Genomic DNA, 14,341 nt, shown 5'->3' on the forward strand with positions numbered 1-14,341 from the left:
GCTCATCCTCCTCCCTCGTTATTTCACTTTCCCTTGCAGCTTGTAGACGTACGCGAGAACTTCCGCGACCGCTTTAAACATCTCTTCGGGAATCTGTTGTCCAATTTCAACCTTACTATAGAGAGCCCGGGCCAGGGGCTTGTTTTCCATCGTAACAATCCGGTGCTTTTTGGCAATTTCTTTAATTTTCAGCGCCAGGTAATCCTGGCCTTTCGCAATTACCGTAGGAGCGCTCATGGCACTGGCATCGTAGCGGATTGCGACGGCAAAGTGGGTCGGGTTTGTAATGATGACGTCCGCTTTCGGCAGCTCCTGCATCATCCGGCGCAACGCCATGCTCCGCTGCCGTTCACGAATTTTCCCTTTGATTAACGGGTCCCCTTCCGATTGCTTGTGCTCGTCTTTAATATCCTGCTTGGACATCCGCAAATTCTTTTCATGTTCATACCGTTGATAGACGTAATCCAAAATAGCCAGAATGAACAATAGCAAACCGATATAAATACCAAGACTGGTTACTTCACTTGCTGTAAACGACAGGATGCTCCCCAGCGGAAGCAAGGAAAGCTGGGTGATTTGTTCTTTCGCATTCCATAAAATGACGTAAGCCACATACATGCAAGCACTGATTTTCAGTAGCGATTTCAGTAGTTCGACTAAGGAGCGCATGGAAAAAATGCGTTTGGCTCCCTTGATTGGATCGAGCTTTTCCAGCTTCATCTGCAGCGGCTCTGTGCTAATCTTCCAACCGACCTGCAAGTAATTTACGGCGAAGGCGATCAGAAAGACCATTCCCAGTACAGGTCCCACGATTTTTATCGCCTCGTAGGTCATCGCCTTGACAATGACCTGGAGATTTTCTTCGTTCAACTGCCAGCTCGTATATGTGCTGAGCGCCTCTCGCATTATGTTCTGAAACGTACTGAACATGGAAGGTCCGATCATCGTCAGCAAAAAAAAGAACGATGTCAATACGATGGCAGGTGAGAGTTCCCGGCTTTTCGCCACTTGCCCCTTTTTGCGGGCATCTTCTCTTTTCTTGGGAGTTGGCTTCTCCGTTTTTTCACCGCTAAAAAATTGCAGGTCTACGGGGATAAGGAACCTGATCTGCGTCATGGTGATCCTCCGAGCGATTTCATCATTTCCGCAAGTGCCCGGAACATGTTGTCAAACAGTCCGTTCAACGTCAGTAAAAAGGCGGGCATGACAACGATCAAAAGCAGAAAGCTGGCTAGCAGTTTTACTGGCAATCCGACCACAAAAATATTAAACTGCGGCACAGATTTGGCGATAATACCAAGAGAGAGATCGACCAGAAACAGTGCGACCATGATCGGCGCGGCCATCAGAAAGGCGCTCAAAAACATGTTCGTAAACACTTTGACCGCTGTCGTCATCACACTTTCACTGCCAAAAGCGGCCCACATTCGATCCACCGGAATCACCTGATAGCTGCTTATGATCCCGCGTAGCAGCATGTGGTGTCCATTGATGCTGAAAAAATACAAGATGGCCAGGATGTTCTTGAAGTTCCCCGTTATCGGGATGTAGGCACCCGTTTTCGGGTCGATCACGTTGGCCATGGCCAGACCCATTTGCATGTCCATCAGCCCTCCGGCAACCTGGACAGCGACAAACATTAATTCGCAAATATAGCCCAAAATCACACCTACGAGCGCTTCCTTTATCACATAAAGCACAAACGTCAAATCCAGCGGAATCTGTCCCTGAATCGGCAACGCTTGAAAGCTAATCAGAGCGACGATGAAGGCCAAACCGATTTTGAACTGGCCTGGCACGCCCCTGATGGAGAAAAAGGGAGCGGCTACGAAAAATGCGCTCATTCTGACAAACACCAGCAAAAAAACAGGCAAGTACGTGAGATACAGACTCATACGCTACCCGACAAAACGATGCAGGTTTCCGAAGATTCCCATCGTAAAATCAAGCAAGACGCGCAGCATCCACGGTCCCAACGCCAAGATGACAAGAAATACAGCGACAATCTTCGGAATGAATGCGAGCGTCTGCTCTTGAATCTGCGTGGTTGCCTGAAAAACGCTGACCATCAACCCGACCAGCAAGGCGACCCCGAGTGCGGGCGACGCAACCAGCAGGATGGTGTAGACAGAGTTTTGGGCTATTTGCATCAGTAGTTCCTGTGTCATACGCGAAACCTCCTGGTTCTTCGGAACGTCGCTAGAAACTGGTCAAAAGTGATTTCACTACCAGGTACCAGCCATCTACCATGATGAACAGCAAAATTTTGAACGGCAGCGAGATCATCACAGGCGGCAGCATCATCATCCCCATCCCCATCAAGATGCTGGCGATAATCATGTCGATCACCAGAAACGGGATGAAAATCATAAAGCCGATCTGGAAAGCCGTTTTCAGTTCGCTAATGGCATAGGCAGGTACAAGAACGGTAAGCGGAATATCCTGAATGGTCTTCGGCCTCTCCGCTTTCGTAAACTCCAAAAACAGGGCGAGGTCTTTTTCACGAGTCTGCTTAGCCATAAATTCCTTGAACGGAATAACAGCTGCCTCAAATGCCTGCTGTTGTGTCAGCTTGCCTTGCATGAATGGTTGCACAGCGGTTTCATTCACTTTGCCGAAAGTCGGCGCCATGATGAAAAGCGTCAGGAACAAAGCGAGTGCCACCAGCACCTGGTTGGGCGGCATTTGCTGCGTCGCCAGGGCATTTCGCACAAACGACAAGACAATCACAATTCGCGTAAAGCTCGTCATCAACAACAAGATAGCTGGTGCCACAGAGAGCACCGTCAAGATCAGCAAAATCTGAATCGCAGAAGATGTCTCCTGTGGAGTCCCGTTGCCACCGCCGATTTGCAAATCAATACTCGGTATGAGCGGCGTTCCTTCTGGCGCAGCGGCCGCCATTTCGGGTACCGCCAGTACCGCGGCGACAAGCACAAGCACCTGTAAAAAATATTTCATTTTCGGTCCCCTCTGTCGGAAGCTTCCTCTTTGTCCCACAAGTCGGAGTTGAGTGGTCGTTTTTTCACGTTGTCCCACTGCCCTTTCAATAATTCCTGAAAGGTTTTTCCGTCTACCTCCGAAGAAAACAGCAGTTCTTCGTCAGCCTGCTTCTTTTTGCCGAATGGCAGCCAGTCAAGCGATAACGGATTTTTGATGGGCTCGATTTCCGCTTCGGATAAGATCAGGTCCACTTCCTCGCCCGGCTCGATTCGTCGAAGCAGTTGGACATTTTCTCCCACTCCTACAATGTACAAGGACTCTCCGATCATGATTACCTGCAGCGTTTTTCCGTTGCCAAGGGCTGCCGCACTGATAATTTTGATCGGTCCTTTGCTTTGCCCGATTTGGCGTCGTCCAAGAAAACGGAGCAGGAAAAAGATAAGCACAACGATAAAGCCCAGCGAAAAAATGACTTGAACCAAATAACCGATCATGCTGCCTGTTCCGCTGCCCGGAATGGCCGCCGGCTGTTCGCCGCCGGCGGGCGCATTGCTCACGTCTGTATTCCCCTGGTTGTAAGCATCGGCTACAGTACCTTCCGCATGGACGGCAATGGGCAGGGCGGAGACAAACAGCGCGAGGATCAGACTGAAGACCCACAATCGCCTCGTCCCTGCATTCCGGATCTTCATCATTAGCTCAAAGTCTTTTTGATCGCTTCCAGCACGCGATCTGCCTGGAATGGTTTTACGATGAAGTCTTTTGCGCCCGCCTGAATCGCATCAATAACCATGGCCTGTTGTCCCATCGCGGAGCACATGATGACGCGCGCGTTCGGGTCCAGCTTTTTGATTTCCTTCAGAGCAGTAATGCCATCCATTTCCGGCATGGTAATGTCCATTGTCACCAAATCCGGTCCCAGTTCCTTGTACTTCTCAACTGCCTGTGCACCGTCGCTCGCTTCCCCTACGACGCTGTAGCCGTTCTTGGACAGAATTTCCTTAATCATCATACGCATGAATGCTGCATCATCAACGATCAATACTTTGTTAGACATGAATAGCTCCTCCCCAATACTCACTTGCTTTTGATTAGTGGTTTACTGCAATTTTTGAACACGATCAACCTGGCTGATGATATCGGTTACGCGGACACCAAAATTCTCGTCGATTACGACAACCTCGCCCTTGGCAATCAACTTGTTGTTGACCAAAATGTCTACGTGCTCACCTGCCAGCTTGTCCAACTGTATTATGGACCCGGCGGACAAGTCAAGAATTTCTCGAATCAGTTTTTTCGTACGTCCCAATTCCACGGTTACTTGCAGCGGAATGTCTTGCAACAAGTTCAGGTTTTGCAGATCTCCTGTGTACATCGGCGAAGCCCCTAACGGAGCAAACTGTGCCGGCACTACATTTGCCTGATTGGCTGCCGGACTGCCGAAGTGCTGCGGCGCTGGAGGAGCCACAGGCGGCTGCTGGTAAGCACCGGGATATGGGACATACCCAGGCGGCATTGCATACTGGGCATATGGATCCGGATACATCGGTTGTCCTGGATACCCCATCGGTGGAGCATATCCAGCGGGTGGCTGTTGCTGCATCGGCTGCTGCCCAAGATGCGGCGCTACAGGCGGTACCTGGCTCTGCACAGGCTCCTGAGGCGTAGGCTGGGCAGGTGGTGGAGTTGACGCACTCGGTGCCGAGATAGCAGGCTTTTCCGCCTCTGCCGCGAGCGCTGCAGCCGCCTCGTCATCAGAGCCTCCAACCAGTCGGTCGATCATCTTCTTCGCAAATGAAAGCGGCAAGAGCTGCATGATATTCGAGTCGATCAGCTCGCCATGTTCGCCGACCTTCAAGCGGAAGGAGACTTTCACCAGCGGACTGTCATCTTCGGAGAAGCTGTCTCCGCCTTTGCCTTGTGCCAGGTCCATCACGTCGATGCCCGGAGGTGTAATATTGATGAACTGGTTGAAGATCGTGGACATGGATGTCGCAGCAGAACCCATCATTTGGTTCATCGCTTCCTGGACTGCGCTGATGTGCAGCTCGCTCATTTCCGTATTGGCCGGCTTTCCGTCTCCCCCCATCATCAGGTCGGCGATTACCGCCGCATCTTCCATTCGGATGACCAACAGGTTGATTCCTTTGAAGCCGTCAGTGTACTCTACGTGAACCGCTACATGAGGAATGGGAAACTCGCTTTCCAACTCTTCCACTTCTACGACGGAAACGGTCGGCGTCGTAATGTCGACCTTCTGGCTTAACAAAGTAGATAACGCAGTGGCTGCACTGCCGAAAGAGATATTTCCGATTTCGCCCAAAGCATCCTGCTCAAACGGGGAAAGAAAATCAGCCACATCCTGACTCGCCACAGGCCCTGCTTCCTCTTCGTCCTCAACCAAGTTGTTCGCGCGAAGCAGCGCGTCAATCTCGTCTTGAGAAAGCATATCTCTACTCATTTTGTTCCTCCCCCTCCTCTATCACTTCATCAATTTGCACGGCGATTCTGCCTTTGAGCGTACCTGGTTGGCCCAGAAATTTCACCTGATTCCCGACCTTGATTTTCAGCTTGCTGTCGAGTGACTGATCCAGTTGGATGACGTCGCCTTTTTGCAACTGCAGAAAATCGCTGACCGTGATCGTCGCGGTCCCCATCTCTGCAATAATGGGCAGTTTGGCCGCCTTTACTCGTTCTTCGACACGCAGACGTTCATCTTCATCCCGCGTCTTTTTCTGTTTGGAGAACCAGTATTGACCGGAAAGCTTGGTCATGATCGGCTCCAATACGACGTGAGGCAGACAAAGGTTAATCATTCCTGTCGTGTCCCCGATTTTCGTACTGAACGAGATTACGACGACAATCTCGTTTGGCGAAACAATCTGCATGAACTGGGGATTCATTTCCAGTCCTTCCTGGTACGGATCAAGCTCAATAATTTGCTTCCATGCCTCGTGGAATGTATCCAGCGCCTTGCCGAATACTCGCTCCATCACCGTTGTTTCAATTTCCGTAAGTGCACCCATTTTTTCCGGGATTGCACCTTGGCCACCAAGAAGCCGATCCAGCATGGTATAGGCGATGTTTGGATTGACCTCCAAGACCATTCGTCCTTCCAAGGGAGGAGCTTCGAAAATGTTCAAGATGGTCATCTTTGGAATGGAGCGTATAAATTCGTCATACGGCAATTGATCGACGGAGGCAACCGTAATTTGCACGAAGGTACGGAGCTGAGCTGAAAAATAAGTCGTCAACAATCTCGCATAGTTCTCGTGAATTCGTGTCAAGCCACGGATCTGATCTTTGGAGAACCGCAACGCGCGTTTGAAATCATACGCTTTGACTTTGCGCTCAGTCTCTTCTTTTTTCAGCTCGTTGGCATCCATCTCACCAGATGATAGAGCGGCCAACAACGCGTCAATCTCACTTTGTGAGAGAACCTCGGCCATATGTCGTCACCTCCTTGCTATGTATCCGTGTGATCGCTTCCTTACGACAAGACACGCTTGGTCGTCACAACTTGCACGATCTTGCCTTCCTGCATCAGGGAGCTGATTTCATTCATGATTTTCGCTTCCAGCTTGTTTACGCCTTCTGTTCCTTTAATGTCTTCTGGCGTCAGGCCAGCCAGTGTTTTAATAATGACCTGATTGACCTGCGGCAAACGCTGCTCCAGTTCCGCTTTGGCATCCGCGCTGTCCGCAGTAATGCTGAAGCGTACGATCATATAATTGTTCGTCAGCAGATTGGTCGTAATTTCCCCGGTATCAACGGAGTACTCCTGTATTTCTTTTGCTGTCAAAGGCTTCATTTCTTGTTCGTCGGAGCTGACCGTTTGCGCTGCCGGAGAGAGGTACGTTTGCCATAACACAAACGAGATTACTCCCAGTAGCGAAATCGCGATGATGATAATTAGAGCCATGTTAAACAAACGATTTTGAAACATCGCAATGCCTCCCGCTATTCATTTAAATCGTCCGGCAGCCTGGGTGCAGTCGCTATCGGATGAGCGTTTTGATAAAAAGCCTGAACACGTTCAGCGATGGACTCTGCGGAATCCTTCACGATGTACTTCCTGTCGTTGAACAACGTAATCACGGTATCGGGTGTTGCTTCAACAGTCTCGATGTGGGTGATGTTCAGAAAAAATGTAGTGCCGTTAAAACGGGTCAGTTTAATCATCAGATGCTCCTCCCGGGATTAAACAGGGGAAGGAGTACAATCGCTTCCCCTCCTAATCCACTGCAAGAAGTTATCGTTTCAGGTTCACCAGTTCTTCGAGAACGGAATCGGAAGTTGTAATGATCCGAGAGTTGGCCTGGAAGCCGCGCTGTGCGACGATCATTTCCGTGAACTCTTCCGAGAGGTCAACGTTGGACATTTCCAGTTGTCCGGCGATAATGCTCACTTTTGCATCTGTTGGAATCCTTGGTGTCATTGGGTCGTCATCATTAGGCCCGGCATTCACTGTGTTTTCATAGAGCGAATTGCCGATTTTTTTCAGACCACCCGGGTTGTTGAACGTCATGACGCCAATCGTGTTGTCGGTGGCGAGCGCTCCCGTATCGTCTACGGTCGTAATGACGCCGTCTTTACCGATCGAGTAGGAAACGACACCTTGCGCCTGGCCGATCTGAATCGTAGCACCATCGCTGTTCAACAACTTCAGTCCTTGCGGGTTAACCAGGAAGCCCTGGGAATCGCGGGTGAAGTTGCCTGCGCGCGTGTAGTAGATTGTCTGGCCATCATCCGGAGTCACCATGAAATAGGCGTCACCTTCAATGGAAAGGTCTGTTGGCAAGTTTGTCGTCATCGGGCTTCCCGCCGCAAAGACGGTATCAATCGATGCAATCGAGGAGCCAAGACCGATCTGGGTCGGGTTCGTACCGCCTTTTCCACCGTCGGTCGGTTCGCCGGCACCTTGCACATTTTGACTCAAAATATCTTGAAACATGACACGGCTTTTTTTGAAGCCAACCGTGTTTACGTTCGCAATGTTGTTACCGATGACATCCAGCTTTGTTTGAAAGCCACGCAAACCTGAGATACCTGAATACATGGAACGAAGCATGAACTGTTTCCTCCTCTTCTCTCTCGCTAGTGTAGATTACCTCTGTCGTTCGGTAACCCGTGGGCTTCCTCCTGGGAGGGCCAGCCCGTCCATACAGGCCATTTAGACGAAGATGGCGCTGTCTATGTTGGTAAATACATTGTCCTTCATACTGCCATCGTCCACAGCGGTAATAATTTTCCGATTTACGATGCTCACGACATAAGCCACGTTATCCATAATGATGAGGGATTCTCTGGCCCCTTTGGAGGCTGCCTTTTGAACCGCTGACTCCAAACGTTCCAGCTGGTGTCCTCCAAGCGTGATTCCACGTTGCTGCAAGCGGTTCATGGCATGCTGACTGAACGAAAGTGGCTGTGCTTTGGAAGCGAGCGCTGTCGACTCCGTCAAATATTGCTGGAATGTTTTGCTGGCTCCCGGAGCTGTCTGGGCAGCCACTTTGGTGACGTGATTCGGCTTCGGAGGAAAATAAGGCTGCGCGACACGAAAATGGTTCATGCTGCTTCCTCCTTCAATCCATTCCTAGACGAGATCATCCACTCCGCGGGCTGATTCCCGCAATCGATTCCACAGCGACTCGCTTGTTTCGCTGCTGTCTATGAGCTCCTCAAACACAAACTCTTGCTGTTCATTTTGTTTCTCTTGCTGCTGCTGATTTTCTCGCTGTTGTCCGGCTTGCTCACGCTGCTGCTGGAAGCTGAACGTGTTGTCCTGCTGCTGCTGATTGACCTCCAGGCGATCAACCTGCAATCCTTGCTGTGTCAAGGCCAGCCGCAATTGTGAAAGCTGGTTGTCGAGCAAGTCTTTTCCGGCTTGTGTTTCCGCATGGAACTGAGCGGTAATCACCCCGTTGCGCGAGGTAATCGTCACGTCGATCTGTCCAAGTGACTGCGGATGCAAAATCAGTTTGGCTTCATGCACGCCATTTTGCCCGCTGAGTTGCAGCTTGGAAACAAAAAGCTGTGTGATCTGCTGTGGCAATTGGTTTGCGTTCACATGGTGCGTCTGTCTGGTTGGCTGCTGAAAACTTGCGACGTTTTGCGTCTCGGGCGCTTGCTGGGTGACAAGCGGATTCTGATTGGCTGTCGTCAGCAGGGATTCTTCGGAGTTTCCTTCCTGATTCACCAGACTGCTTGAAAGCATTGGTCGGGACGATACTCCCGCTTCCAGCTTGTAGGCAGCAAGGCCAACATTCATGCGCAAAGGCGAAATCGTCTTGAACGCTTCCTGCTGCGTATCGCTAAGCTGAGGGAGCGTTTCGGAGCGCAAGTGCGGTACGCCAGGCTTCGACTTGCTTTCATTCCCTTTTTGGTTTTTCAGTGCTTCGAGAAGTGCAGCCAGCTTGTTCAGCTCTTCCGAAGTGGCTTCCTTTTGCGAAAGCTTGGACAGAAGTTGTTTCAGATCCACTCCGGCCTGCGCGGGCAGTTCCAGGCCTTGTCCAGACCATTTTCCCAAAAACTGCTCTACCGCTGCTGCCTTTTCTTCTACCTGCACATTCAGCTCTTCGTTTCCTTGCTGTCCTGCAGCAAGCAACTGAGCGATCAGCGACATCAGTTCATCCAGCAATTTCTGGTCTTCCGGCGACAAACCTTCCGGAGCTGCTTCTGCACCTTTGGAATCGAGTATCGATTCAAAAGCTTGCAGCATTTGCATGGAGAACATCTGCCCCAAGCCAACTTCTCCATTGCCTGTGGCAACACCGGCAACTGTGACACTCCCGGCTGATCCTACCGGCGGAGTCAGATTGGCTACATTCATCTCGTTCACCTCCTCGTTTTGGTTTGTTGCTTATGAAAACGACAACAAAAAGCAATGTTTTTGCTATCGAAGCAACTCTTCTGTGATGCGTGCCGCCATGTTGTCCTTTTCTTTTTTGTCTACCTTGGCGATCGCAGAGAGTGTTTGTGCCCGCTTGTCTGCAGGCATTCCTTTTAACAGTTCCAACGCTCTGCTCTTGTTTGTGGTCATGAGCGAGCGAATGACAGCAGCAGAATCTTCTGCCGGCATCTGCGCGAACGTTTCGCTCAGCGTCTGATCGGATGCGCCTGCGGAAGCGCCGCTGCGCGTTTCGCTGAGAGCCTTTGTCAGCACTTGCACCCGCTCTTGCAAGGCGGCAATGTCGTCGTTCTTGTTGACAACAGAATCTTTTAGCAGGATGGAAATGTCTGCAGCCTTTTTCGGGTCCATTTTGGCCAAAATGTCTGCGCGCTCATTGGGCTTCATTTTGGTCATGACCGTGACAGACTCTTCCAGACTAAGATTTTCGATGATAGCTGCTGCATTTTTCGCTGACATGGTCGTGTACACTTTAGCAAGGTCAGCAAACTGTTTTTGCCGCTCCTCTTCGGTGGCCCTTTGTTTCTCCATGAGCTTGTTCAAATCTTGCACCTGCTTTTGCAGTGCTTGAATCGTGGCGTCTTTTTTCGCAGCTTCTTCTTTCAGCGCGGAAATTTGTTGCTGGTTTTTCGCCTGATCCTGCTGCAATGCCGCCACTTGCTTCTCCTTGTCTAGCTCTTCCTTATCCGCATCGGACACCGAGTCGTAATCGTCCGGAACGAGCTTTTCCACATACGGTATGGAGTTAGCCCAGTGGAGAACATTCCCTAGCACGTTCACTCCGAGCAAGCTCAGGAGAACGCCGCCAAGGAGGCTGGCAAACAGTGCCGGAATGACGATCATGTAAAAGAACCATTCCCACCTGCCGTATTCCCGTTCTTCTTGGATTTCTTCCATCTGGTACCTCCCTTAGTTGCTGCGGCGAAGATAGAGCTGCGTGCCGATCTCATCCAATTCTTTTTGTTCACGCTGCCTCTGCTCGTCGAGAAATTGATGGAGAGATTTTTCCCGCAGTCGTTGCCAAAGCTGGGACTCTTTCATTCTCTCGGTCAAATGGGACTGACAGCGTTCCACGTCCTGCTCGCACCCGCGCACGGTTCGTTGCTGCCGGGTGATGGAACGAGCTACCGATTGCTGGTACTGCGCGATGGAGATAAGCTGTGCTGCACTGCACGTCTTCCTCTGCGCTTCCGCAAGCATATGGGTCGCCTCATCATGCTGCTCAGTCAATCGCACGAGTTTCCACTCTTCTTCGTTTTTGCGTTGAACTGATTTCCCAAATGCCCACTCTGCCTGCTCTTTTTCTTTTTCCTTCAGATCCAGAACTTTTTGGAGATGAAACCGAAACACTTTCAATCTAGTTCACTCCTCCGAAATGGGCTAAAAGTGCCTTGATTGCGCTTTGAAGTGTCGAAGGTTCATGTGTGCCCTGGGCCGTAAATTCGGAAATGACATCCTTGTATCGAATCGCCGCATCAATATCGCGGTTGGTCCCAGGCTTGTACGCTCCAATGTTAATCAAGTCTTCCGCTTCACGAAACGTCGCCAGATGCTTTTTCAACTGTCTGGCTGCCTCACTGTGCTCGTCCGAGACGATTTCCGACATGACGCGGCTGACGCTGGCCATCACATCAATGGCAGGAAAGTGGCCTTTTTGCGCGATTTTTCGGTCGAGAACAATGTGCCCGTCCAAAATCCCCCGCGCTGTATCCGCAATCGGATCGTTCATGTCATCCGAGTCGACGAGCACCGTGTAAAACGCTGTGATGCTGCCTTTATCGGCCGTTCCTGCCCGCTCCATCAGCTTCGGCATCATGGCGAACACAGACGGAGTGTAGCCGCGTGTGGCCGGAGGCTCTCCGATGGCCAGTCCTACTTCCCGCTGCGCCATGGCAAAACGTGTCACCGAATCCATCATGAGCATCACATTCAAGCCGCGATCACGGAAATATTCGGCGATCGAGGTCGCAATCAAGGCTCCCTTGATGCGGATCATGGCTGGCTGGTCTGAAGTGGCTACGACGACGACAGATCTCTTTAGACCTTCTTCCCCCAGATCGCGTTCGATAAACTCCATTACTTCACGTCCGCGCTCCCCAATCAGTCCAATGACGTTAATGTCCGCCGTCGTATTGCGGGCGATCATGCCCATTAAGGTACTTTTCCCTACCCCTGATCCGGCGAAGATGCCGACACGCTGCCCTTTTCCTACGGTCAAAAGACCGTCTATGGCACGAACACCTACGCTGAGCGGCTCCTTGATGCGCGGGCGCAGGATCGGATTGGGCGGCAGGTTGTTCGTCGGATAGGAAGTCAGTCCGGGCGGAAGCGTTCCCTGGTACGGTCTGCCCAGTCCATCCAGCACCGAACCGAGTATTTCCGGTCCAACCTTGACTTCCAGCGATCGTCCCGTCGCTACAACATCGCAGCCTGGCCCGATGGCTGTCAGCTCGCCAAGTGGCATCAGCAGCACTTTGTTTTCGCGAAAGCCAACCACTTCCGCGATAATCGGCTCTTTGCTGTTCGTCGGGTACAGATGGCAAATCTCGCCGAGCTTCACTTCAGGTCCTTGCGACTCGATGGTCAGGCCGACCACCTGTGTCACTTTCCCGTTCACGCGCAGCGGATCGAGCTCTTGCAGCGCCTGTCTGTACTTGGATATGTCCAGGATGCTCATGGGGACTCACTTCCTCCGGCAATCGCAAGCAATGCTTGTTTGATCTCTTCCAGTTGTGTATCCACCCGCGCGTCCACGCTTCCGAGCTGTGTACGAATGACACATCCGCCATCTGAAATCGTGTAGTCCGGATAGATGGAAAGCTCCGCCTGTCCTTCCAAGAGCGCCAGCAATTGGGCGCGATGCTCGGAGACATAATTGAAGTAGTTGTGATGAACACAAATCGTGATCTCGCCATGAACCCGCGAGCGTCGCAGTGCTTTTTTGGCGATTTCCAGCACCTGCTCCGGATTTTGCTGCAATTCCTGTCCGATAATTTTTCGGGCGATTTCCAAAGCCAGTTCCACCAGAAACGGCTCTGCTTCCGCAATGATCTGCTGTTTGCTGCTGTATGCCTCCTCCAAGATCGCCCGCGCCTTGGAAATGGCTTGTGTTTCTTCCTCGTACGCTAACCGCTTGCCTTCCGCAAAGCCTTTTTCGTGTCCTTCGGCAATCGCTTGTTCCTCCGTCTCGGTAAATAACCGCGAAGCCTCCTGCTGTTTCTGCTCCCACCATTGCTGGATCTCCAATGAGGCTTCCTGCTTTAGCTGCCCGGCCTGCTCCGTGGCTTTTTGAAGAATGGCTTGCGCGGTTTCTTCTGCGTCTGCAAGGATCGTTTTGGCTTCGATTTCAGCTTGTTGTAAAATTTGTAGATTTTTTTGCAACCTTTCGGGATCATTTTCCGTCTTATGTGGTGCAGGCGTCACCGAGAGCAGGACAGAGTCCTGGGAAGGCCGATAATTCGCCACCTTAATGATCCTAGACAATGATATCATCTCCTCCACCGCGGGCGATGATGATCTCACCAGCTTCCTCCAAGCGACGGATAATCGCAACGATACGAGATTGCGCTTCTTCTACGTCGCGCAGGCGAACTGGTCCCATAAATTCCATTTCTTCCTTGAAGGTGTCCGCCATCCGTTTGGACATGTTGCGGAAAATAACTTCGCGAACTTCTTCGCTGGACACTTTGAGAGCAAGCTGCAGATCCGCATTTTCCACGTCGCGGATAACGCGCTGAATGGAACGGTTGTCCAGTGTGGCGATATCTTCGAATACAAACATGCGTTTCTTGATTTCTTCGGCCAATTCGGGATCCTGAATTTCGAGAGAATCCAGAATGGTACGCTCCGTTCCACGATCGACACCGTTGAGAACTGCCACGATTGCTTCGATCCCGCCAGCTTGCGTATAGTCCTGTGTCACCGTTGCCGAGAGCTTTTGTTCGAGAACTTGCTCCACCTGGGCGATCACTTCCGGAGAAGTGCTGTCCATCGTCGCAATTCGCTTCGCGACCTCAGCCTGGCGTTCTTGCGGCAGAGACGATAAAATCATCGCAGCCTGTTGCGGTTCGAGATAAGAAAGCACCAGCGCAATCGTTTGCGGATGCTCGTTTTGGATAAAGTTTAAAATTTGGCCAGGATCTGCCTTTCTGGCAAAATCAAACGGCCGTACTTGCAGGTTAGCCGTCAAGCGATTGATAATATCCATCGCTTTCGTCTCACCCAGCGCTTTTTGCAAAATTTCTTTTGCGTATGTAATGCCGCCCTGGGAAATGACTTCTTTCGCTACTGCGATTTGGTGGAATTCAGCTAAAATTTTATCTTTTTCATCGCCATCCACTTTTCGCACATTGGCAATCTCCAATGTGAGCTGCTCGATCTCATCTTCACGCAAATGCTTGAACACCTGGGCAGAGATTTCCGGCCCTAGTGAGATGAGGAGGATAGCAGCCTTCTGTCTTCCAGACAACTCTTTAGCGCCGCGAGCCATAT

General features: G+C 51.1%; 18 protein-coding genes. All 18 read right to left on the bottom strand.

Annotated elements, in window-relative coordinates; translation table 11 throughout:
- Nucleotides 1-18: 18 nt before the first annotated feature.
- The 18 genes from flhB to fliG all read right to left on the bottom strand — a co-directional run bounded on the left by flhB (nt 19) and on the right by fliG (nt 14,339).
- On the bottom strand, nt 19-1,116 hold the full coding sequence (gene flhB, locus AAFJ72_RS12795; RefSeq protein ID WP_432774225.1) for a flagellar biosynthesis protein FlhB: 1,098 nt from the start codon (nt 1,114-1,116) through the stop codon (nt 19-21).
- A complete protein-coding gene (gene fliR, locus AAFJ72_RS12800; protein ID WP_432774226.1) occupies nt 1,113-1,895 on the bottom strand; it encodes a flagellar biosynthetic protein FliR in 783 nt (260 codons plus the stop codon). The genes flhB and fliR overlap by 4 nt, the downstream gene beginning before the upstream one ends.
- A gap of 3 nt (nt 1,896-1,898) precedes the next feature.
- Nucleotides 1,899-2,168 (bottom strand): flagellar biosynthesis protein FliQ, encoded by a 270-nt coding sequence (gene fliQ, locus AAFJ72_RS12805; RefSeq protein WP_432774227.1) that lies wholly within the window; start codon nt 2,166-2,168, stop codon nt 1,899-1,901.
- Nucleotides 2,169-2,199: 31 nt separating this feature from the next.
- Nucleotides 2,200-2,961 carry a flagellar type III secretion system pore protein FliP gene (fliP, locus tag AAFJ72_RS12810; protein WP_432774228.1) on the bottom strand — a complete coding sequence of 254 codons (762 nt, stop codon included), beginning with the start codon at nt 2,959-2,961 and terminating at the stop codon, nt 2,200-2,202.
- Nucleotides 2,958-3,638 carry a flagellar biosynthetic protein FliO gene (locus AAFJ72_RS12815; RefSeq protein WP_432774229.1) on the bottom strand — a complete coding sequence of 227 codons (681 nt, stop codon included), beginning with the start codon at nt 3,636-3,638 and terminating at the stop codon, nt 2,958-2,960. Before AAFJ72_RS12815 ends, fliP begins: the two co-directional genes overlap by 4 nt.
- On the bottom strand, nt 3,638-4,000 hold the full coding sequence (locus AAFJ72_RS12820) for a response regulator (protein ID WP_122903382.1): 363 nt from the start codon (nt 3,998-4,000) through the stop codon (nt 3,638-3,640). The genes AAFJ72_RS12815 and AAFJ72_RS12820 overlap by 1 nt, the downstream gene beginning before the upstream one ends.
- A 42-nt stretch (nt 4,001-4,042) precedes the next feature.
- Nucleotides 4,043-5,404: a flagellar motor switch phosphatase FliY gene (fliY, locus tag AAFJ72_RS12825; protein WP_432774230.1), complete on the bottom strand. Its 1,362-nt coding sequence runs from the start codon at nt 5,402-5,404 to the stop codon at nt 4,043-4,045.
- Nucleotides 5,397-6,392 (bottom strand): flagellar motor switch protein FliM, encoded by a 996-nt coding sequence (gene fliM, locus AAFJ72_RS12830; protein WP_432774231.1) that lies wholly within the window; start codon nt 6,390-6,392, stop codon nt 5,397-5,399. Before fliM ends, fliY begins: the two co-directional genes overlap by 8 nt.
- Nucleotides 6,393-6,433: 41 nt before the next feature.
- A complete protein-coding gene (locus tag AAFJ72_RS12835) occupies nt 6,434-6,889 on the bottom strand; it encodes a flagellar basal body-associated FliL family protein (RefSeq protein ID WP_122903379.1) in 456 nt (151 codons plus the stop codon).
- 14 nt (nt 6,890-6,903) lie between these two features.
- Nucleotides 6,904-7,125, bottom strand: a complete 222-nt coding sequence (locus AAFJ72_RS12840) for a flagellar FlbD family protein (protein ID WP_122903378.1) — start codon at nt 7,123-7,125, stop codon at nt 6,904-6,906.
- Between the two features lie 70 nt (nt 7,126-7,195).
- On the bottom strand, nt 7,196-8,014 hold the full coding sequence (gene flgG / locus AAFJ72_RS12845) for a flagellar basal body rod protein FlgG (RefSeq protein ID WP_432774232.1): 819 nt from the start codon (nt 8,012-8,014) through the stop codon (nt 7,196-7,198).
- A gap of 102 nt (nt 8,015-8,116) precedes the next feature.
- Nucleotides 8,117-8,512 (bottom strand): TIGR02530 family flagellar biosynthesis protein, encoded by a 396-nt coding sequence (locus AAFJ72_RS12850; protein ID WP_122903376.1) that lies wholly within the window; start codon nt 8,510-8,512, stop codon nt 8,117-8,119.
- A gap of 24 nt (nt 8,513-8,536) precedes the next feature.
- Entirely contained in the window at nt 8,537-9,772 is a 1,236-nt protein-coding gene (locus AAFJ72_RS12855; protein WP_432774233.1) for a flagellar hook-length control protein FliK, read from the bottom strand.
- A gap of 63 nt (nt 9,773-9,835) precedes the next feature.
- Nucleotides 9,836-10,747: a MotE family protein gene (locus AAFJ72_RS12860; protein ID WP_432774234.1), complete on the bottom strand. Its 912-nt coding sequence runs from the start codon at nt 10,745-10,747 to the stop codon at nt 9,836-9,838.
- 12 nt (nt 10,748-10,759) lie between these two features.
- Nucleotides 10,760-11,206, bottom strand: coding sequence for a flagellar export protein FliJ (gene fliJ, locus AAFJ72_RS12865; protein WP_122903373.1), 447 nt, complete (start codon nt 11,204-11,206; stop codon nt 10,760-10,762).
- A 1-nt stretch (nt 11,207) separates the two neighbouring features.
- Nucleotides 11,208-12,527, bottom strand: a complete 1,320-nt coding sequence (gene fliI, locus AAFJ72_RS12870) for a flagellar protein export ATPase FliI (RefSeq protein ID WP_122903372.1) — start codon at nt 12,525-12,527, stop codon at nt 11,208-11,210.
- A complete protein-coding gene (gene fliH, locus AAFJ72_RS12875) occupies nt 12,524-13,342 on the bottom strand; it encodes a flagellar assembly protein FliH (protein WP_432774235.1) in 819 nt (272 codons plus the stop codon). The genes fliI and fliH overlap by 4 nt, the downstream gene beginning before the upstream one ends.
- Entirely contained in the window at nt 13,326-14,339 is a 1,014-nt protein-coding gene (gene fliG, locus AAFJ72_RS12880) for a flagellar motor switch protein FliG (RefSeq protein WP_432774236.1), read from the bottom strand. The genes fliH and fliG overlap by 17 nt, the downstream gene beginning before the upstream one ends.
- Nucleotides 14,340-14,341 lie beyond the last annotated feature (2 nt).

The sequence above is a fragment of the Brevibacillus gelatini genome (assembly GCF_050920745.1).
In the GTDB taxonomy this organism is placed as follows: Bacteria; Bacillota; Bacilli; order Brevibacillales; family Brevibacillaceae; genus Brevibacillus; species Brevibacillus gelatini.

What these genes read in the sequence shown, in the direction of transcription:
- flhB (WP_432774225.1), bottom strand. Translation starts at nt 1,116, where the DNA reads ATGACGCAGATCAGGTTCCTTATCCCCGTAGACCTGCAATTTTTTAGC.
- fliR (WP_432774226.1), bottom strand. Translation starts at nt 1,895, where the DNA reads ATGAGTCTGTATCTCACGTACTTGCCTGTTTTTTTGCTGGTGTTTGTC.
- fliQ (WP_432774227.1), bottom strand. Translation starts at nt 2,168, where the DNA reads ATGACACAGGAACTACTGATGCAAATAGCCCAAAACTCTGTCTACACC.
- fliP (WP_432774228.1), bottom strand. Translation starts at nt 2,961, where the DNA reads ATGAAATATTTTTTACAGGTGCTTGTGCTTGTCGCCGCGGTACTGGCG.
- AAFJ72_RS12815 (WP_432774229.1), bottom strand. Translation starts at nt 3,638, where the DNA reads ATGATGAAGATCCGGAATGCAGGGACGAGGCGATTGTGGGTCTTCAGT.
- AAFJ72_RS12820 (WP_122903382.1), bottom strand. Translation starts at nt 4,000, where the DNA reads ATGTCTAACAAAGTATTGATCGTTGATGATGCAGCATTCATGCGTATG.
- fliY (WP_432774230.1), bottom strand. Translation starts at nt 5,404, where the DNA reads ATGAGTAGAGATATGCTTTCTCAAGACGAGATTGACGCGCTGCTTCGC.
- fliM (WP_432774231.1), bottom strand. Translation starts at nt 6,392, where the DNA reads ATGGCCGAGGTTCTCTCACAAAGTGAGATTGACGCGTTGTTGGCCGCT.
- AAFJ72_RS12835 (WP_122903379.1), bottom strand. Translation starts at nt 6,889, where the DNA reads ATGTTTCAAAATCGTTTGTTTAACATGGCTCTAATTATCATCATCGCG.
- AAFJ72_RS12840 (WP_122903378.1), bottom strand. Translation starts at nt 7,125, where the DNA reads ATGATTAAACTGACCCGTTTTAACGGCACTACATTTTTTCTGAACATC.
- flgG (WP_432774232.1), bottom strand. Translation starts at nt 8,014, where the DNA reads ATGCTTCGTTCCATGTATTCAGGTATCTCAGGTTTGCGTGGCTTTCAA.
- AAFJ72_RS12850 (WP_122903376.1), bottom strand. Translation starts at nt 8,512, where the DNA reads ATGAACCATTTTCGTGTCGCGCAGCCTTATTTTCCTCCGAAGCCGAAT.
- AAFJ72_RS12855 (WP_432774233.1), bottom strand. Translation starts at nt 9,772, where the DNA reads ATGAATGTAGCCAATCTGACTCCGCCGGTAGGATCAGCCGGGAGTGTC.
- AAFJ72_RS12860 (WP_432774234.1), bottom strand. Translation starts at nt 10,747, where the DNA reads ATGGAAGAAATCCAAGAAGAACGGGAATACGGCAGGTGGGAATGGTTC.
- fliI (WP_122903372.1), bottom strand. Translation starts at nt 12,527, where the DNA reads ATGAGCATCCTGGACATATCCAAGTACAGACAGGCGCTGCAAGAGCTC.
- fliH (WP_432774235.1), bottom strand. Translation starts at nt 13,342, where the DNA reads ATGATATCATTGTCTAGGATCATTAAGGTGGCGAATTATCGGCCTTCC.
- fliG (WP_432774236.1), bottom strand. Translation starts at nt 14,339, where the DNA reads ATGGCTCGCGGCGCTAAAGAGTTGTCTGGAAGACAGAAGGCTGCTATC.